Raw genomic sequence first — 14,927 nt, forward strand, 5'->3', positions numbered from 1 at the left:
TTGCATCAGTGAAATGGGGAAAATTATGTCTCTGATTGGACATCAAGAACGCTTGCCAGATGGGCAACTGACATTGGCTGATTTGTGGCCTGAAGAGAAAACCAAGATTGTTATTGCCGGCCTCAATCCGGCTCCGCCCAGTGTGGCTGCAGGCCACTATTACCAGGGACGCAACGGCAAGCAGATGCTGAGCCGAGTTGCCTCGGCCATGTTCGATCCGGAGTGCCTTCAGGGCGAGCATTTGGATGATGCGTTGGTGGCCATGGGTATCGGATTCACTGATTTAGTGAAAGCCCCGACTGTGGGGGAGAAAGATGTTAGCGAGCGGCAACTTGTGGAGTCCTTGCCGGAGTTAGAGCAGAAGCTTGCAGAGCGGGATGTGCGTTTGGTGATCAGCATTTATCGTCATGCGGGTTTGCGGCTCTTAGGGCGGAAGAAGTTGAAGCGCCCTGGATTACAAGATGAGCTGACCAATTGGGGCGCGCGGGTGTTCATCACGCCGAACCCTTATGGCTCTGTAGAGCAGACCCGTCCTGTGTATGAGCAGTTGGGGCATGAAGTTTATGGGATCCAGACTGAGCCGGTCTTCCAACGGAGGTTGCCGACGGACTGGGTCGATTTTTATGAGACTGTGTACAAGGTGGCTAGATTCAGTTCAATGAGCTTGGATGAAATCACGTTGAGCATGTATGACGATGAAGTGAAGGCGAAGTTGGGTGCTTTGCCAACTCCACCGTGGCGACTGAATAAGTAGACTAGGCAGATCCCTCAGGACCTGGCAACAGAGAGATCTTGAAAGCTTCTCCGACCTGGCTTGCTCCAGCCGGGATAGAAGCGGAGTTACGCGTCAGTTTCAGTTTCAGATGGTCCGAGCGAAAGAGCTTGTCGATCCGAGTATCATCTTCGCGATCGTCCCACGCGGAACGTTCATTAACGGTGGAAGATTTAGCGGCCAAAATGATGTCATTGAGGCCATAAAATATTCGTGGCGCCTCGTGGCTCAACACCGCCCTAAGTGAAGATATCTCACGACCGAGGGTGCCTTGGATCAAGTACTGGCCCTTTTCTTGGTCGATGATATTGAATTAGGCGTTGCCGCATTCAGCTGTAAAAACTTCCTGGACGGTTCATGCGATTTCAAAGATCGCCCAGGCTCAAGTCCGGTCGTTGAAGGTTGCATGTGTTGTGAAGGTTGCAAACTTGATCCAAGTCGGGGTATCGGCCGACACTGCTGATTGAGCCGAGCTTCGTCGTATCGAGGTCCTGCACTTTCAAGAAATGTAAGACATTGCTAGACCATGCGAGCACTCCAATGACTAGAGGCTAGAGAGTTCGATGTTGCCGCCGAATCAGCGCAGACGGTGACTGAATCCGTGTCGGCTCCGGAGTCAGAGCCACTGACAGAGACGACTGGCGAAGGAAGCGAGCTCGCGGAGCGTGCCGATACGTCAATTGACGTCGCAGTTGAAGACGAAGATCCTAGTTGGGCTCAAATCGACGCATTCATGCCCGAAGGCAGTGGAGACTGAGATGAAGCCCAGTGGGAAGCTTTCGATGGAACTGAACCGTCTCATAGATGAAGCGCTGGCTGACGAAAACGACTGGGAAGATGAATTCGCGCTATCGGATGAAGAGTAGGCTTTCTTGGATTCCATCGCCGAAAGTATTGAAACCGATGAAGATGCCGCTGAACTCCAGACATCCCTGGAGGAAGACTTTGCCCATGATCCGGAGCTGCGAGCGTATTACCTTGAAATGTTCTTCGGCATCCAGCCAGAGAATGGCAACAGGCTTGAAGAACTAATTTCCGAGGAGGAGCCAATTCCTTCTGTGAATGAGTCTCCGAGTGCTAGCGTCGAAATCAAGCCTGCAGGTGGAATCGGCGAAGCCGCTTCAGTCGCAAAGCAGGCCCACAAGAAGAACGCTGAAGCCGCTGCGCCAGCTCTTGCGAACACCGGCTTTGACGGTTTCACAGATGTCATCGCGGGGCTACTCGTGGCCCTCGCTGGTGTCGTCCTTGTTGCCCTTGGACGCAGAAAGTCGACCAAGCACTAAAACGACCTGAAGCTGTTCGGCCACCGTCTTTGAGTCGGTGGCCGAACAGCTTCAATTCTTTAATTGGGAGTTTTTATCCAACCGATGCCAAGCGCGGTTGTGGTAAACCAGTCCGTTGCCGGGCTGGCCGGGTTCGCTATCGCGTTCAATGTGCGACTGAAGCGCTCGAGCCACAAAAACTGTGGATGTTCCTGCCTGAACTCGCTCGATGACCGCGCAACGAACCCAGGCCCTGACGCCATCGAATACCGGTTCGCCAGTGCTCAGCCTTGACCACGTTTGCTTCTGTGCGAAGCGGTCGATCCCACTGGTTGCCCCCAATTTAGCAACCTCGATGTCATGCGCATCCAAGCTGTGAACTATAAGAGATGTTGCGCGGGTGAGCACGTCGGCTGCCGAAGACAGCGCAGAAATCGAGAAGACGAGCAATGGCGGATCAACGCTGATCGAAGCCACGGACGTTGCCGTGAGGGCAACTGGTCCGTCTCCGGCATCGGCGGTTATCAGGCTGACGCCACCCGGGTGCCCACGAAAGACTGCTTTGAAGTCTTCCGCGGGCAACGAGGGCGTCGCGGAATCCGACACTTTAGACGCGGGCACCAACAAGCTCCTCGCGCAGGATGCTAGCCCCTGCGCTGAGCGCGCTGAGCTTGGCCAGGGCTACCTCACGGCGGAATGGCGCCATGCCGCAGTTGGTGCTGGCGATCAGTTTGTCAGCATCGACAAATTCGAGCGCGTTGCGCAGAGTCTGCGCTACTTCGTTCGCAGTTTCCACAGAGTCATTGGCCACGTCGATAGCGCCGAGCATCACTCGCTTGCCGCGGACCAATTCGACGACCTCCAGCGGGACATTCGAATGGTGGGATTCCAAGGAAACGGTATCGATGGAAGAAGCCTGCAACAGCGGGAAGGACTTCTCGTAGTGGCGCCACTGGGTGCCGAGAGTGGCTTTCCAATCATTGTTCGCCTTGATGCCGTAGCCAAAGCAGATGTGGACCACGGTCTCGGCTTTAAGGCCCTGGCAGGCACGCTCCAAAGCTGCGATGCCCCAGTCGGCCACTTCATCGAAAAAGACGTTGAAGGCAGGCTCATCGAACTGGATGACATCCACCCCGGCGGCCTCAAGCTCGCGGGCTTCCTGATTCAGAATGGTCGCGAATTCCCAGGCCAGCTTCTCGCGGCTGCGGTAGTGCGCATCGTACAAGGTGTCGACCATGGTCATCGGGCCAGGAAGGGTCCACTTGATCTGCCTGTCGGTACAGGAACGCAAGAACTGCGCGTCCTGAACGAATACCGGCTTTTCACGTTCAACGGCACCGACGACGGTGGGGACACTGGCGTCGTAGCGGTTGCGGATGCGCACGGTCTCGCGCTTCTCGAAGTCGACACCGCTCAGGTGCTCGATGAATGTGGTGACAAAGTGCTGGCGCGACTGCTCGCCGTCGGAAATGATGTCGATGCCGCGCTGGGCCTGCTCGAGCACCGCTGCACGCATGGCGTCTTGCTGCCCTTCGCGCAATTGCTCGCCCTCAAGTTTCCAAGGGGACCATAGCTTTTCAGGTTCGGCGAGCCATGAAGGCTTGGGCAGGCTGCCGACAATTGACGTGGGGATAAGCGGGGAAGTCATAGGGGAATCTTTCTGGATCTTAGGCGACGGGTGTCGGGCAGGAAGCGGACCACTGATCGAGCAGTTGGCGATTTGGGATGATGAAATGCTCTTCGGTGAACTTGCCTTGGATCTTGCCCAATTGGGTTCTTTCTTCGCGGTCATAGTAGACGCGGGTGGGGGAGAAATCCTCGGCGCCAAGGCTCGGGTGGTACACAGCCGGAGCCGCCGAATTGGCGTTGTAGATCTCCGGGCGGTAGATCTTCTGGAAGGTCTCCATGGTGCTGATCAGGCTGATCAGCTGCAGATTGGTGTAATCATTGAGCAGGTCGCCACGGAAGTAGAAGGCCAGTGGCGCAACAGCACCCTGCGGCATGAAGTAGCGCACGCTCAAGCCCATTTTGCCGAAGTACGCGTCGGTCAATGAATTTTCATCCTGCTGGTATTCCAAGCCGAGCACTGGATGGCTGTTGCCGGTGCGGAAATAGGTCTTGGAAGTCGAGACGCTGATGCAGACCACCGGCAGCTGGGCAAAACGCTCACGGTATGCCTGTGAGTTCAAAAAATGCTGGAAGAGCTGTCCGTGGAGATCACCAAAATCTTCTGGAAGCACCGGAGCTCCGCTGTCATTGCACGAAGCTGGAAGCACCACGCTGAAGTCGTAATCGCGGACATAAGAAGAAAAATTATTGCCCACCATGCCTTGGGACCGAGTGTCGGTGAGTTTATCCACGATCGTGGTTTCAAGCACTTCTAAAAGAGGAAATTGCTGGTCGGTATTATCGGCAGAAAAATGCACATTTGCGGAAATGATTTCCAATTCAAGAGAATAGCGATCGCCCTGAGGATTGTCCCAGTGAGCCAAGGAATTGAACCGACGGTTGATCATTGTCAGGGCATTGCGCAGGTTCTCTTCGCGGCGCTCTCCGCGTGCCAAATTAGCGAAGTTTGTCGTGGTGCGCGAATTTGTCGAAGGGGAGTAATTCTCGTCGAATCTGGTGGTGCTAATGCTGAAATTTAATGCGTCTGCCATGATGGCCAATCTGTATTTGGGAGGCCTGGGCAGGCCGAGGGGAAGTCGATGCGTCAATCATGCAGGGAGATTCTTGATATCGGGTAACTCGATATAACTATGGATTGATATAGACTCTGGCTATGGTTCAGGGAACGAATGGTCTGACACTGCAGCAGCTTCGCTATTTTGTGGCGGTGGCCTCCGAGGGGTCCATCTCCGCGGCGGCCGACCTCATTTACGTCGCACAGCCCAGCATGTCCTCAGCGATGAAGGAGCTTGAATCGCGAGTGGGGCGCACCTTGCTGATGCGTTCGGCCAGGGGAGTGACGCTCACCGCCGAAGGCGCAGAATTCCTTGGCTACGCCCGGCAGGTGCTCGAGCAGGTGGAGCTTCTTGAACATCGCTATCTCGGTCGCCCCTCGGCCCGGCGGCTGCTGGGCGTCTCCACCCAGCACTACTCCTTTTCGGTGGATGCTTTTGTTCGGATGGTGCAGGCCAGCGGGGCCGAGGAATACCAGTTTTCGCTGCGCGAGACCCGCACCGAACAGATCATCGAGGACGTGCGCACGCTGCGCAGCGACATCGGGATCCTGTACCGCAACGACTTCAACCGGAAGGTCATCGACAAGCTGCTGCGCGAATCGCGGCTGGTCTTCCACCCGCTGTTCCTGGCCGATCCGCACATTTTCATCTCGCGCAGCAACCCGCTGGCCACCCGAACCCAGGTCACGCTCGAAGACCTCGAAGACCTGCCCCGGCTGACCTTCGACCAAGGCGCGAATAATTCCTTCTACTTCGCCGAGGAGGTGCTCTCCACGCGCTCCAGCCAGCGCGAAATCCAGGTCTCGGACCGCGCCACCATCTTCAACCTGATGATCGGCTTGGGCGGGTACACGATTTCCACCGGCATCATCAGCGACGAGCTGGACCCCTCCATCGTGGCTATCCCGCTGGCCATCGAGGAGCGCATCGAGATCGGGTGGATTGATCACGCCGCCATTCCGCTCACCGACCAGGCCCAGCGCTACCTGCAAGAAGTGCGAACGGTGGTCGCCAGCTTCGGGGTAGAAGTGCTCGGCTGAGCCGCCAGCGGCGTAACTCCCGGTCATCGAGCACCGGCACATCGTCACAAACTTCCAGCAAAACCTCTACATCACGCCGATTCATCTCAAAAGCTCGCGTCATAAAAGGGGTCCGGCCCCCGCGTCATCATGACAAGGCGACGACATATGAAGCGTAGCGGCCTTGTATGAAGCCGGCCGCCGGATACCGCTTGCACCGTTTGCGGCGGATAGCCAACCATGGAAGAACAACCCATCAAGAGCGGCTGAGAGATCTGGCTCGGAGACGCCGCAGCAACCATCGGGAAACCGAAAGGTGCTACCGCCAGGAACGATGGAGCAGTTCCGAACGCGTTTTCGCGTACTGTGCTTCGTGCCGCCGCACGATGCCAATCGGTGCACTCCCTCGCAGAGAATCGAGGAGGAGCCATGAGCCAGGAAACCGACGCGGTGCACGCAGGGTACCGCCCGAGCGGAGACTTCCGCCCGATGCTGCCGCCACTGCACAATTCCGCGGCCTACCAATTCGCATCGCACGCCGAAGCGGTGGAGAAGTTCGCGCTGCGCCAGGCCGGCTTCACCTACTCGCGCACCGGCAACCCCACCGTTGCGATTCTCGAACAGCGCGTGGCCGCACTGGAAGGCGGGGCCCACGCGGTGGCCACCGCCACCGGGCAGGCTGCCGTGGCCCTGTCCCTGCTGGCCCTGACCCAGGGACCCAAGCACATCGTGGCCTCCTCCTCGCTCTATGGCGGCACCGTGGACCTGTTCACCGACACCTTCGTGGACTTCGGCATCCGCATCAGCTTTGTCGACCAGGCCGATCCGTCCGCTTGGGCCGCTGCCATTGAGTCGGACACCCGGGCGTTCTTCCTGGAGTCGGTCTCCAACCCGCTGTGCACCGTGGCCGATCTGCCCGCCATCGCGGCCATCGCCCACGAGCACAACATCCCGGTGGTGGTCGACAACACCCTGGCCACCCCGCTGAATGTGCGCCCGCTGGAACTCGGTGCCGACATCGTGGTGCACTCGGCCACCAAGGGCCTGGCCGGACACGGCTCGGTGCTCGGTGGGGTCGTGGTGGACTCGGGGAAATTCGACTTCTCCGATGCCGCCCGCTGGCCACAGATCGCCGCCCCGCGGGTGCGTCTGAACAACACCTCGCTGCTTGAGCGCCACGGACCGGCCGCCTACGCAATGCTGGTGCGCTCCAAGTTCCTGCACGACCTGGGCCCGACCCTGGCCCCGGCCAGCGCCCAGGGAATCCTGGCCGGAATCGAAACCCTGCCGGTGCGCGCCGCCCACGTGCAGCGCAGCGTCACCAGGCTGATCGACGCGCTTGCCGAGTATCCGGGCATTGCCGCCATCCACCACCCTGCGCTGCCCGAGCACCCCAGCCACGAGCTGGCCCGGGCGCTGGCGCCGAAGGGCACCGGCTGCGTGCTGGCCATCGAGCTGGCCCACCCGTCGCTGGTTTCCCCGGTAATCGACGGGCTCAAGCTGATTTCACTGGCCGCGAATGTGGGGGACACCCGCACCATGGTCTCCCACCCGGCCACCATGACGCACTGCCGGCTCTCGGAGCAGCAGCTGGCCGCCGCGGGCCTGAACACCTCCACCCTGCGCCTGTCGGTCGGGCTGGAAGACCCGGCCGACCTTCTCGCAGATATCACCCAATCGCTGGATCACGCACTGGCCGCAGCCCAGGCCACCGCCGACACCAAGGAAGTGAGTTTCGCATGAGCGGCTTCAACACCCTCGCAGTGCACGCCGGCCAGCACAAGGATCCGCACACCGGTGCGGTTATCCCGCCGATCTACCAGACCAGCACCTTCATCCAGGACGGAATCAACGTGCTGCGTGCCGGGCACGAGTACTCGCGCGGCTCCAACCCGACCCGCAACGGGTTCGAATCCCAGCTCACCGCGCTGGAAGGCGGCACCGCCGGCTTCTCCTTCGCTTCGGGGATCGCGGCCGAAGATGCGCTGCTGCGCGCGGTGCTTCAGCCGGGCGACCACATCGTGCTGGGTGCCGACGGCTACGGCGGCACCAACCGGCTGATCTCCAAGCTGCACGGCAAATGGGGGATCACCTCCTCGGCGGTGGATATCACCAACCTGGATTCGGTGCGCGCCGCGGTGCGCCCGAACACCGCGCTGCTCTGGGTGGAGACCCCGTCCAACCCGCTGCTGGGCATCGCCGACCTGGCCGGCTGGGCGGCCATCGCCTGCGAACACGGCGCCCTGCTGGTGGTGGACAACACCTTCGCCACCCCGTACCTGCAGCGGCCGCTGGATTTCGGCGCCCACGCGGTGGTCCATTCCACCACCAAGTACATCGGCGGGCACTCCGACGTGCTCGGTGGCGCGGTCATCGTGGCCGACCACCTGCACCGCGGGCAGAGCCTGGCCGAAGCCGTGGGCTACCAGCAGTTCGCCGGGGGCGCGGTCTCCGGTCCGCAGGATTCCTACCTGGCCGCCCGCGGACTGAAGACCCTGGGCCTGCGCATGGAACGCCACGGGGCTACCGCCTCCACCCTGGCCTGCTGGCTCGATGACCTGCCCGAAGTCACCCGCGTCTACTACCCGGGGCTGGAACGCCATCCGGGCCACGAGCTGGCCAAGTCCCAGTCCGCGGCCGGCCGCGGCTTTGGTGGGATCCTCTCATTGCAGCTCTCCGATGAAGCCGCCGCCCGCGCCTTCGCCCAATCCATGGAGTACTTCCAGCTCTCGGTCTCCCTGGGCGGGGTGGAGTCCCTGGTCTGCTATCCGCGCGAAATGACCCATGCTTCGCTGATCGGCACCCCGCTGGAAATCCCGGCCAACCTGGTCCGCCTCTCGGTGGGCATCGAAGAGGCCGACGACCTGATTGCCGATCTGGAACGCGGCCTGGCCGCGGCCCGCGCGGCGTCCAAACCGGTCGTCTCCCGGGTATGTGAAAAGACTCTGGAAAACGCCTGATCGCTTCGAACCGCGATTATCGGGCGGCGTGCCCCTACCCTGAAGAATAGTAGTTGGGGAAGGGTGGAATCATGATCGGAATTCTCAATCGGCTCATCGAGCATATCGAGGCTCAGCTACGCGCCGAGATCAACCTCGCTGACTTGGTGCACGCCGAAGGTACGACCGAATACCATGTGCGACGGATGTTCTCCTCGCTGTCCGGCATGCCGGTCTCCGAGTACATCCGCCGGCGCCGCATGACCCAGGCCGCCGCGGATCTGCTTGCCGGTCAGGACCTGCTGAGCATCGCGATCCGCTACGGCTATGGTTCGGCCGAAGCATTCGGCCGGGCCTTCCGAGCGGTGCATGGCGCGTCCGTGGCCGATGTCCGCGAGAATGGTGGCCCCCTTCGAAGCCAACCAATCATCAGGTTCAGCCTGACCGTCGAAGGGAATCGTCCCATGGATGCACGAATAGTTGATCGCGAAGAATTCCAGCTCATTGGATATGCCACGCAGGTACCGCTGATTCATCACGGTGCCAACCCGCACATCCAAGCCCACATCGCCTCCATCCCGGTGGCCGAGCACGCCCGGCTCAAGGAGCTGTCTTCCGCGCAACCTGCCGGTTTGCTGCAGGTCAGCGCACAGGTGGACCCCGATTACCGCGAAGGCACCGAGCTGACCTACCTGCACGGCGTCGCCGTACCCGGTGGCAGCGAGGTGCCCAAGGAACTGGACGCGATTCAGGTTCCTGCTGGCCAGTGGGCGGTCTTCAGCGTTTCGGGCCCCTACCCGTCGGCGTTGCAGGAACTCTGGGCCGCCACCGCTACCGCGTGGTTCCCGTCCAATCCGTGGCGTTTGCGCGTGGGGCCGTCCATTGTCGCCGTGCTCGATCGGGCCCCGGACTTCAGCACCGCGACCTGCGAGCTCTGGCTGCCGGTTGAAGCCGGCAACTAGACTTGTCCACAGCCCGTACACGCATGCCCTGCAGATCCATTTCTGCGGGGCATGGTGTACCCATGAGCAGAGAAATCGCGCAAGCGCTGAAGGACCTGGCCGACGCCAACGCGTTGGCCGCTTCAGCGACCCATGTCCTGGCCCAAGGCGGCCTCACCGCCGGCCAGGCCGCCTATTTTTCGATGCTCGCTGAAGACACGTCCCAATCTCTCGCCCGGACCCAGGTCCACGCGGCAGCTGCCCTGCGGCGTACCGGCGCCTACAAGCTCGACCAGGAATCCGTCCAGGCCATCTCCGATCTCGGGGCCCACCCCACCGTCGAGCAAATCGAAGCCGCGAAGGGGCGCACCACGACAGCGCGCACGCATTTCAAGGACGCCAAAGGACTGATGACCGGCTGGCTGGATATCCCGCGCAGCACCGCCGCCGCCCGCCTGGTGCAGGCCGACTGCCTGCTTGGCGGCACGGACGAGGCAGGACAACCGACTGATCCGTGGCTGCCGGAGCTTGCTACGCTGTTCGAGGACCCGAGCATTGATCCGCGGCTGGTGGCCTCGGCGGCAATGAAGCTGCATTCGCTCCGCAAGGATCTGGGCGAAGGCAAAGCCGCAGAGGCGAAGAAGCAGCAGCTCCAGGCAGAATCCGCAGCCTTCCTGCGTTCAGAGCCCAAGTCAGCGCGCAAGCACATCAACGATATGGTCTCGCAGATCAAAGCGGGCCAGCGCCCGCTCAAGGCTCTGCTCGACGGAATCGGGATCTTCAAGCGCGGTATGCGCAAAGGGCTGGTTGAATACATCATTCGTGTTCTCCCATCGCATGCCGCATACATCGAGGCCTACTTCGCCAATCTGGATAATCCGTCCACCGTCGCTGGCAACCGCGAGGGCTTGAAAGACGTCGATGCCCAGTTCACCGGTGAGGAAACCAGCGGCTGGGACGATGAAGAAAGCAAACCCGACTGGGCAAAAGACGGACCAGGTGGCGACGCTACGGAGGAAATTGGAGATCTCGACTCGGAAGACGAGAATCTCCACTGCGGAAATGATGAGCTTCAGCCAGAAGTTGCTTCCGCCGAAGCGAAGCCGGCCAACGCTGAATGGGAAGACCTGAAACCCGAGCGAAGACGGCTCGTTGGTTTCATGGCCTTGCTGATGAGCGAACGGAAACCCAGCGGAGGCCCGCCGGAACAGCAATCAGGACTTGCCAGCGCGCAGGTGAGCGTCATCTTGGATTGGGATAAATTGCAGCAGCGAACCGAGGATTTCGCTGTGACCTCCTCGGGGATTCTGCTATCCCCGGGAGAAACCAGGACCGCACTGTGCAATGCCGGAATTCTCCCGGTGGTGCTGAACGGCAAGAGCCTGCCCTTGGATCTCGGACGAACGCAGCGGCTATTCACCAAGGCCCAAGTCCGAGCCCTGCGGGCAGCCTATCGAGGCTGTTCCTATCCTGGGTGCAGCATGCCTGCGCAGCGGTGCGAGGCGGATCATCTGGATCCGTGGGAGAAGGGCGGGCGCACTGATATCAAGTCTGCGGTGTTGAATTGCTTGATTCACCATACGGCCAGGCATTGCGGGTTGTTCCAGGCGGTGAAGATCCCTGGGAGCCGGCCGATGGTGCTGTTGCCGCCGGAGTTGGATCCGGAGCAGAAGTTGCGGATCAACACCTATTTCATGACTCCGGCCGAAGGGTTGGAGGCCGAAGCATTGGCGGAGGAGACCACGGTGAAGTGGCGTGCTGGGTTGCTGGACGTCGAAATCGCCGAGCCATGAGCAGCACGCACAATGCTTAAAGCGAAAGGTCCTGGAAGCAGTGCGCTTCCAGAACCTCGCAAACTCTAGGCGTTGGCTTCCAGATGCTTGGCTGCCAGCACGAGATAGTGATCAGCGTTGGTCTTCAACCCGGCGACTTCTTCATCGCTCAGTTCGCGGCGGACCTTGGCCGGAACACCTGCAACGAGGGAACGCGGCGGAACCTGGGTGCCTTCCAACACCAGTGCACCTGCAGCAACCAGCGACTGCTCGCCGATCACCGCGCCATTCATGATGGTCGCGCTCATGCCCACAAGGCAGCCGTCACCTACGGTGGCGCCGTGCACCACAGCCGAGTGGCCCACCGAGATGCCCGCACCCAGGGTGCAAGGAAAACCTTCATCGGCGTGAAGCACGACGTTGTCCTGCAAGTTGGTGCCTTCACCCACACGAATCGGTGCCGAATCGCCGCGCACGGAGACGCCATAGAACGCGCTGGAGCGATCCGCGAGGACGACATCCCCGCTCAAGGTGGCGGTAGGGGCTATGAAAACGTCCTGGCCGACCTTCGGGGTCGCGCCGTCAATGGTAATAATGTGCGTCATTTCACCTACTGTAATGGCCAAGCATTGCTACGGCGAGTTCACTACCGAAGATCTCAAGTCCGCGAGCGGGCCGCGGCCACCAGCGCACGCTGCCAATCCCGATCCTCCTCGTCGGCGCGCAACGACAGTCCCAGTTCCCGTGCGGCATCGAGCAGCAGCAGCTGGCTGGCCGGTACCAGTGCGTTGAAGTCCACCTTTGCAAAAGGGCCCTCAGCGCCGGTGAGAACTTGCGTCCGGTGCGCGTCGTGGGCATCATCCAGCGCATTGTCCCGCTGCGCGCGCCAGAACCAGCGCGCGGTATCGAACGCTTTCGCGAATTCATCCCACGAAGCATAGGTTTGCTGGGCATACGACGCTGCCTGCAAGGCGACGTCTTGAGCTACGCGTTGATCGAGGTAGCCGCAGGTGGCCGCCGAGCGGGCGACCATGACGACGCGTGAAAGATCCCACGCCAGGAAGTCCAATTCCTGCACACCGCGCTCATTGCGCTGCAACCGGCGCAGGGACAGTAATTGTTCGCGGGCCTCGTCGGAAGTCCGTGCCTGCTTGCCAAGCGCAGTGCGGTGCCGGGCCAGGGCAGCTCCACCGGCATTGACCAGCTCCCGGGACTGTTGCCATTCAGACCGATGCCCATGCGAAAGCAAGGACCAGAGCTCCTGCACGGCATCCTCAGCATCGAAGATGCCCCACGCTTCGGCCAGGATGATCCGTTCTTCTTCCGGATCGGGGAAGAGGAAGGTATCGAGGTCCGCTTCTCGGCAGAGCGTATAGCCGCTGCTCATTGCCAGGGGAAAAGCCAGAGGATTTCCGGCCAGTGACTGCCGGTAGCGCGGCCGATGGTGCTCCGGCAGCTGCAGCGCCTGGGCCTTCAATGCCTTGCGGCGCTTGCCAGATGCCCTGAGCAAAGGCCAGCACGCCGAGGCGGCAATCAGCAGGGCGACGACGGCTATTGCTGCATAATCCATGATTACGAGAAAACGATGGTGCGCTGGCCGTCGAGCATCACCCGGTGCTCGGCATGCCACTGCACGGCGCGGGTCAGCGTCCGGCCCTCCACGCTGCGGCCCAGCTCAACGAGCTGCTCGGCGGTGCGTGTGTGCGAGACGTGGGTGACTTCCTGGTCGATGATCGGACCTTCATCCAGGTCCGCGGTGACGTAGTGCGCGGTGGCACCGATCAGCTTCACGCCGCGGGCGTAGGCCTGGTGGTACGGCTTGGCACCCTTGAAGGAAGGCAGGAAGGAGTGGTGGATGTTGATGACCCGGCCTTCCATGCGCTCGCAGAGCGAATCCGAAAGGATCTGCATGTAGCGGGCAAGCACCACCAGTTCGATGCCGTAGTCCTCGGCGAGCTTGAGCAGCTCAGCCTCGGCCTGGGACTTGTTCTCCTTGGTCACCGGCAGGTGCACGAAGTCCACCCCGTAGAAGTCGGCCATCGGCTTCAGATCCAGGTGGTTGGAGACGATCACTGGCACATCGATGGGCAAGGTGCCAGCACGCTGGGCGAACAGCAGGTCATTGAGCGCATGCCCGGCCTTGGAGCACATGATCATGGTGCGGGTGCGCTTGGCACGATCGTCCACACGGAGGGACATGTGGAAGTCGTCGCGGATGGGCGCGAGCCCGGCACGGATCTGCTCCAGGGACTGCTCGGTGGCTACCTCGATGCGCATGAAGAAGGTGCCGGTTTCAGGCGAGAGGAACTGCTGGGACTCGGTGATATTGCAACCGGCACCCAGCAGACCTCCGGAAATGGCGTGGACGATGCCGGGGCGGTCGATGCAAGACAGGGTGACGATGTACTGTTTCATGGGTTCTAAGGTAGCGCCCGCCAGCGATGTTCTGCCAATTCCGTGAGCTACGTTGCGCTTGCCGCGAGCCGCTGAACGTAGTGCGCCGCCGCCAGCGCGGCCTTTCTCCCGGCCCGGGTAGCACCCAAAGTCGAAGCCGACGCGCCATAGCCGACGAAGAACAGCCCGGGCACCGCCACGGCGGCCACCCCGTCCTCCATCAGGATGCCGCCTTGAGCCGTGTGAAGTTTCAGATCGCGCAAATGCCGGTGGGCGTGCCGGAAACCGGTCGCCCACAGGATCGCATCGATCTTTTCGCGTGATCCGTCGGAGAAGACGACGGCGTCGGATTCCAGATGGTCGATCTTCCCCCGCGAAACCAGCGCCCCGGAGGCGATCCCGGCACGCATCTTCTCGGTGAGCAGCAACCCGGTGGTGCCCACCACCGACTTCGGAGGCAGTCCCGCACTGGTGCGCTCGTTGACCTGGCGCTCCACTTCCTGGCCCCATTCGGCACCGGTGGGTACGTCGCGCCAGTCCGGTGCGCTGCGCGTGGACCACAGGGTATCCACGCCGGCAGCGCGCAACTGCACGATGAACTGGGTGGCACTGGCGCCGGCCCCGACCACCAAAACGCGTTGCCCGGCGAATTGCTGCGGGGAGACGAAGCCATTTGTGTGCACCTGCGGACCATCGAAATGCCCGGGGTAGACCGGCCAGAACGGATTGGACCAGGTGCCGGTGGCGTTGATGATGGTGCGCGCCCGGTAATCCGCATCGGCGTGCACCACGAAGTGCTCGCCGTCCTGCTGCACCGAGGTCACCGGTGCGCCGTGGCGTACCGGCAACGCGAAGCGCTGTTCGTATTCCGCATAGTATTCGGACACCACCTGCGAGGCCGGTCGGGTGGAATCCTGCACCTCAAGCGGGAAATCGGGCAAGGGGTGGATATGATGCGCATCGCCCAACGTGAGGGTATCCCAACGGTGCTGCCAGGCCCCGCCTGGTGCTGGGTTCGCGTCGAGCACCAAGAAGTCGATGCCGCGCTTGGCCAGATGGTAGGCGGCGGCAAGCCCGGCTTGCCCTGCGCCGATCACGATTGTCGAGTACACGCTTAAGGTAACCCTGCGCACTTCAAAGTCAT

At 61.3% G+C, this 14,927-nt stretch carries 14 protein-coding genes and 1 riboswitch; of the genes, 7 read left to right on the forward strand and 7 right to left on the reverse strand.

Translation table 11 applies throughout. From position 1 onward, the window contains the following. Positions 1–25: 25 nt before the first annotated feature. Positions 26–754 (forward strand): uracil-DNA glycosylase family protein, encoded by a 729-nt coding sequence (locus tag ACRDT3_RS09380; protein ID WP_431492727.1) that lies wholly within the window; start codon positions 26–28, stop codon positions 752–754. Between the two features lie 890 nt (positions 755–1,644). Beyond that, positions 1,645–2,055 carry a hypothetical protein gene (locus ACRDT3_RS09385; RefSeq protein WP_431492728.1) on the forward strand — a complete coding sequence of 137 codons (411 nt, stop codon included), beginning with the start codon at positions 1,645–1,647 and terminating at the stop codon, positions 2,053–2,055. 51 nt (positions 2,056–2,106) lie between these two features. Here ACRDT3_RS09385 and ACRDT3_RS09390 read toward each other — a convergent pair whose 3' ends face one another. From ACRDT3_RS09390 to ACRDT3_RS09400, 3 genes are read right to left on the reverse strand one after another with little or no spacing between them, the layout of a single operon-like run. Then, positions 2,107–2,661, reverse strand: coding sequence for a flavin reductase family protein (locus ACRDT3_RS09390; protein ID WP_431492729.1), 555 nt, complete (start codon positions 2,659–2,661; stop codon positions 2,107–2,109). Continuing rightward, positions 2,642–3,682: a methionine synthase gene (locus ACRDT3_RS09395; RefSeq protein ID WP_431492730.1), complete on the reverse strand. Its 1,041-nt coding sequence runs from the start codon at positions 3,680–3,682 to the stop codon at positions 2,642–2,644. The genes ACRDT3_RS09390 and ACRDT3_RS09395 overlap by 20 nt, the downstream gene beginning before the upstream one ends. 19 nt (positions 3,683–3,701) lie before the next feature. Next, entirely contained in the window at positions 3,702–4,694 is a 993-nt protein-coding gene (locus tag ACRDT3_RS09400; protein ID WP_431492767.1) for a DUF1852 domain-containing protein, read from the reverse strand. Between the two features lie 122 nt (positions 4,695–4,816). On the opposite strand from ACRDT3_RS09400, the gene ACRDT3_RS09405 reads away from it, so the two are divergent. From ACRDT3_RS09405 to ACRDT3_RS09425, 5 genes are all read left to right on the forward strand, one after another. Further along, the gene (locus ACRDT3_RS09405) at positions 4,817–5,758 is read left to right on the forward strand and encodes a LysR family transcriptional regulator (RefSeq protein WP_096256531.1); all 942 of its coding nucleotides are present in this window, start codon (positions 4,817–4,819) and stop codon (positions 5,756–5,758) included. A 229-nt stretch (positions 5,759–5,987) separates the two neighbouring features. Beyond that, a riboswitch (SAM riboswitch) is annotated at positions 5,988–6,078 on the forward strand. 88 nt (positions 6,079–6,166) lie between these two features. After that, positions 6,167–7,480: an O-acetylhomoserine aminocarboxypropyltransferase/cysteine synthase family protein gene (locus ACRDT3_RS09410; protein WP_431492731.1), complete on the forward strand. Its 1,314-nt coding sequence runs from the start codon at positions 6,167–6,169 to the stop codon at positions 7,478–7,480. Next, positions 7,477–8,697 (forward strand): cystathionine gamma-synthase, encoded by a 1,221-nt coding sequence (locus ACRDT3_RS09415; protein WP_431492732.1) that lies wholly within the window; start codon positions 7,477–7,479, stop codon positions 8,695–8,697. Before ACRDT3_RS09410 ends, ACRDT3_RS09415 begins: the two co-directional genes overlap by 4 nt. Positions 8,698–8,768: 71 nt before the next feature. Next, entirely contained in the window at positions 8,769–9,638 is an 870-nt protein-coding gene (locus ACRDT3_RS09420) for an AraC family transcriptional regulator (RefSeq protein ID WP_431492733.1), read from the forward strand. A gap of 62 nt (positions 9,639–9,700) precedes the next feature. Next, on the forward strand, positions 9,701–11,410 hold the full coding sequence (locus ACRDT3_RS09425) for a DUF222 domain-containing protein (protein ID WP_431492734.1): 1,710 nt from the start codon (positions 9,701–9,703) through the stop codon (positions 11,408–11,410). A gap of 65 nt (positions 11,411–11,475) precedes the next feature. Here the strand turns inward: ACRDT3_RS09425 and ACRDT3_RS09430 are convergent, their stop codons facing one another. From ACRDT3_RS09430 to ACRDT3_RS09445, 4 genes are read right to left on the reverse strand one after another with little or no spacing between them, the layout of a single operon-like run. Beyond that, positions 11,476–11,994 (reverse strand): gamma carbonic anhydrase family protein, encoded by a 519-nt coding sequence (locus ACRDT3_RS09430; RefSeq protein ID WP_431492735.1) that lies wholly within the window; start codon positions 11,992–11,994, stop codon positions 11,476–11,478. A gap of 53 nt (positions 11,995–12,047) precedes the next feature. Continuing rightward, on the reverse strand, positions 12,048–12,959 hold the full coding sequence (locus ACRDT3_RS09435) for a DUF1266 domain-containing protein (RefSeq protein ID WP_431492736.1): 912 nt from the start codon (positions 12,957–12,959) through the stop codon (positions 12,048–12,050). Positions 12,960–12,961: 2 nt separating this feature from the next. Further along, positions 12,962–13,804, reverse strand: a complete 843-nt coding sequence (purU, locus tag ACRDT3_RS09440; RefSeq protein WP_431492737.1) for a formyltetrahydrofolate deformylase — start codon at positions 13,802–13,804, stop codon at positions 12,962–12,964. Between the two features lie 47 nt (positions 13,805–13,851). After that, entirely contained in the window at positions 13,852–14,895 is a 1,044-nt protein-coding gene (locus ACRDT3_RS09445) for a flavin-containing monooxygenase (protein WP_431492738.1), read from the reverse strand. Between the last annotated feature and the right edge of the window lie 32 nt (positions 14,896–14,927).

The sequence above is a fragment of the Glutamicibacter sp. genome, from assembly GCF_050701915.1.
Classification (GTDB): Bacteria; Actinomycetota; Actinomycetes; order Actinomycetales; family Micrococcaceae; genus Glutamicibacter.

Coding starts and splice junctions, on each gene's coding strand:
- ACRDT3_RS09420 (WP_431492733.1), top strand. CDS start 8,769: ATGATCGGAATTCTCAATCGGCTCATCGAGCATATCGAGGCTCAGCTA.
- ACRDT3_RS09395 (WP_431492730.1), bottom strand. CDS start 3,682: ATGACTTCCCCGCTTATCCCCACGTCAATTGTCGGCAGCCTGCCCAAG.
- ACRDT3_RS09380 (WP_431492727.1), top strand. CDS start 26: ATGTCTCTGATTGGACATCAAGAACGCTTGCCAGATGGGCAACTGACA.
- ACRDT3_RS09430 (WP_431492735.1), bottom strand. CDS start 11,994: ATGACGCACATTATTACCATTGACGGCGCGACCCCGAAGGTCGGCCAG.
- purU (WP_431492737.1), bottom strand. CDS start 13,804: ATGAAACAGTACATCGTCACCCTGTCTTGCATCGACCGCCCCGGCATC.
- ACRDT3_RS09415 (WP_431492732.1), top strand. CDS start 7,477: ATGAGCGGCTTCAACACCCTCGCAGTGCACGCCGGCCAGCACAAGGAT.
- ACRDT3_RS09400 (WP_431492767.1), bottom strand. CDS start 4,694: ATGGCAGACGCATTAAATTTCAGCATTAGCACCACCAGATTCGACGAG.
- ACRDT3_RS09410 (WP_431492731.1), top strand. CDS start 6,167: ATGAGCCAGGAAACCGACGCGGTGCACGCAGGGTACCGCCCGAGCGGA.
- ACRDT3_RS09435 (WP_431492736.1), bottom strand. CDS start 12,959: ATGGATTATGCAGCAATAGCCGTCGTCGCCCTGCTGATTGCCGCCTCG.
- ACRDT3_RS09425 (WP_431492734.1), top strand. CDS start 9,701: ATGAGCAGAGAAATCGCGCAAGCGCTGAAGGACCTGGCCGACGCCAAC.
- ACRDT3_RS09405 (WP_096256531.1), top strand. CDS start 4,817: ATGGTTCAGGGAACGAATGGTCTGACACTGCAGCAGCTTCGCTATTTT.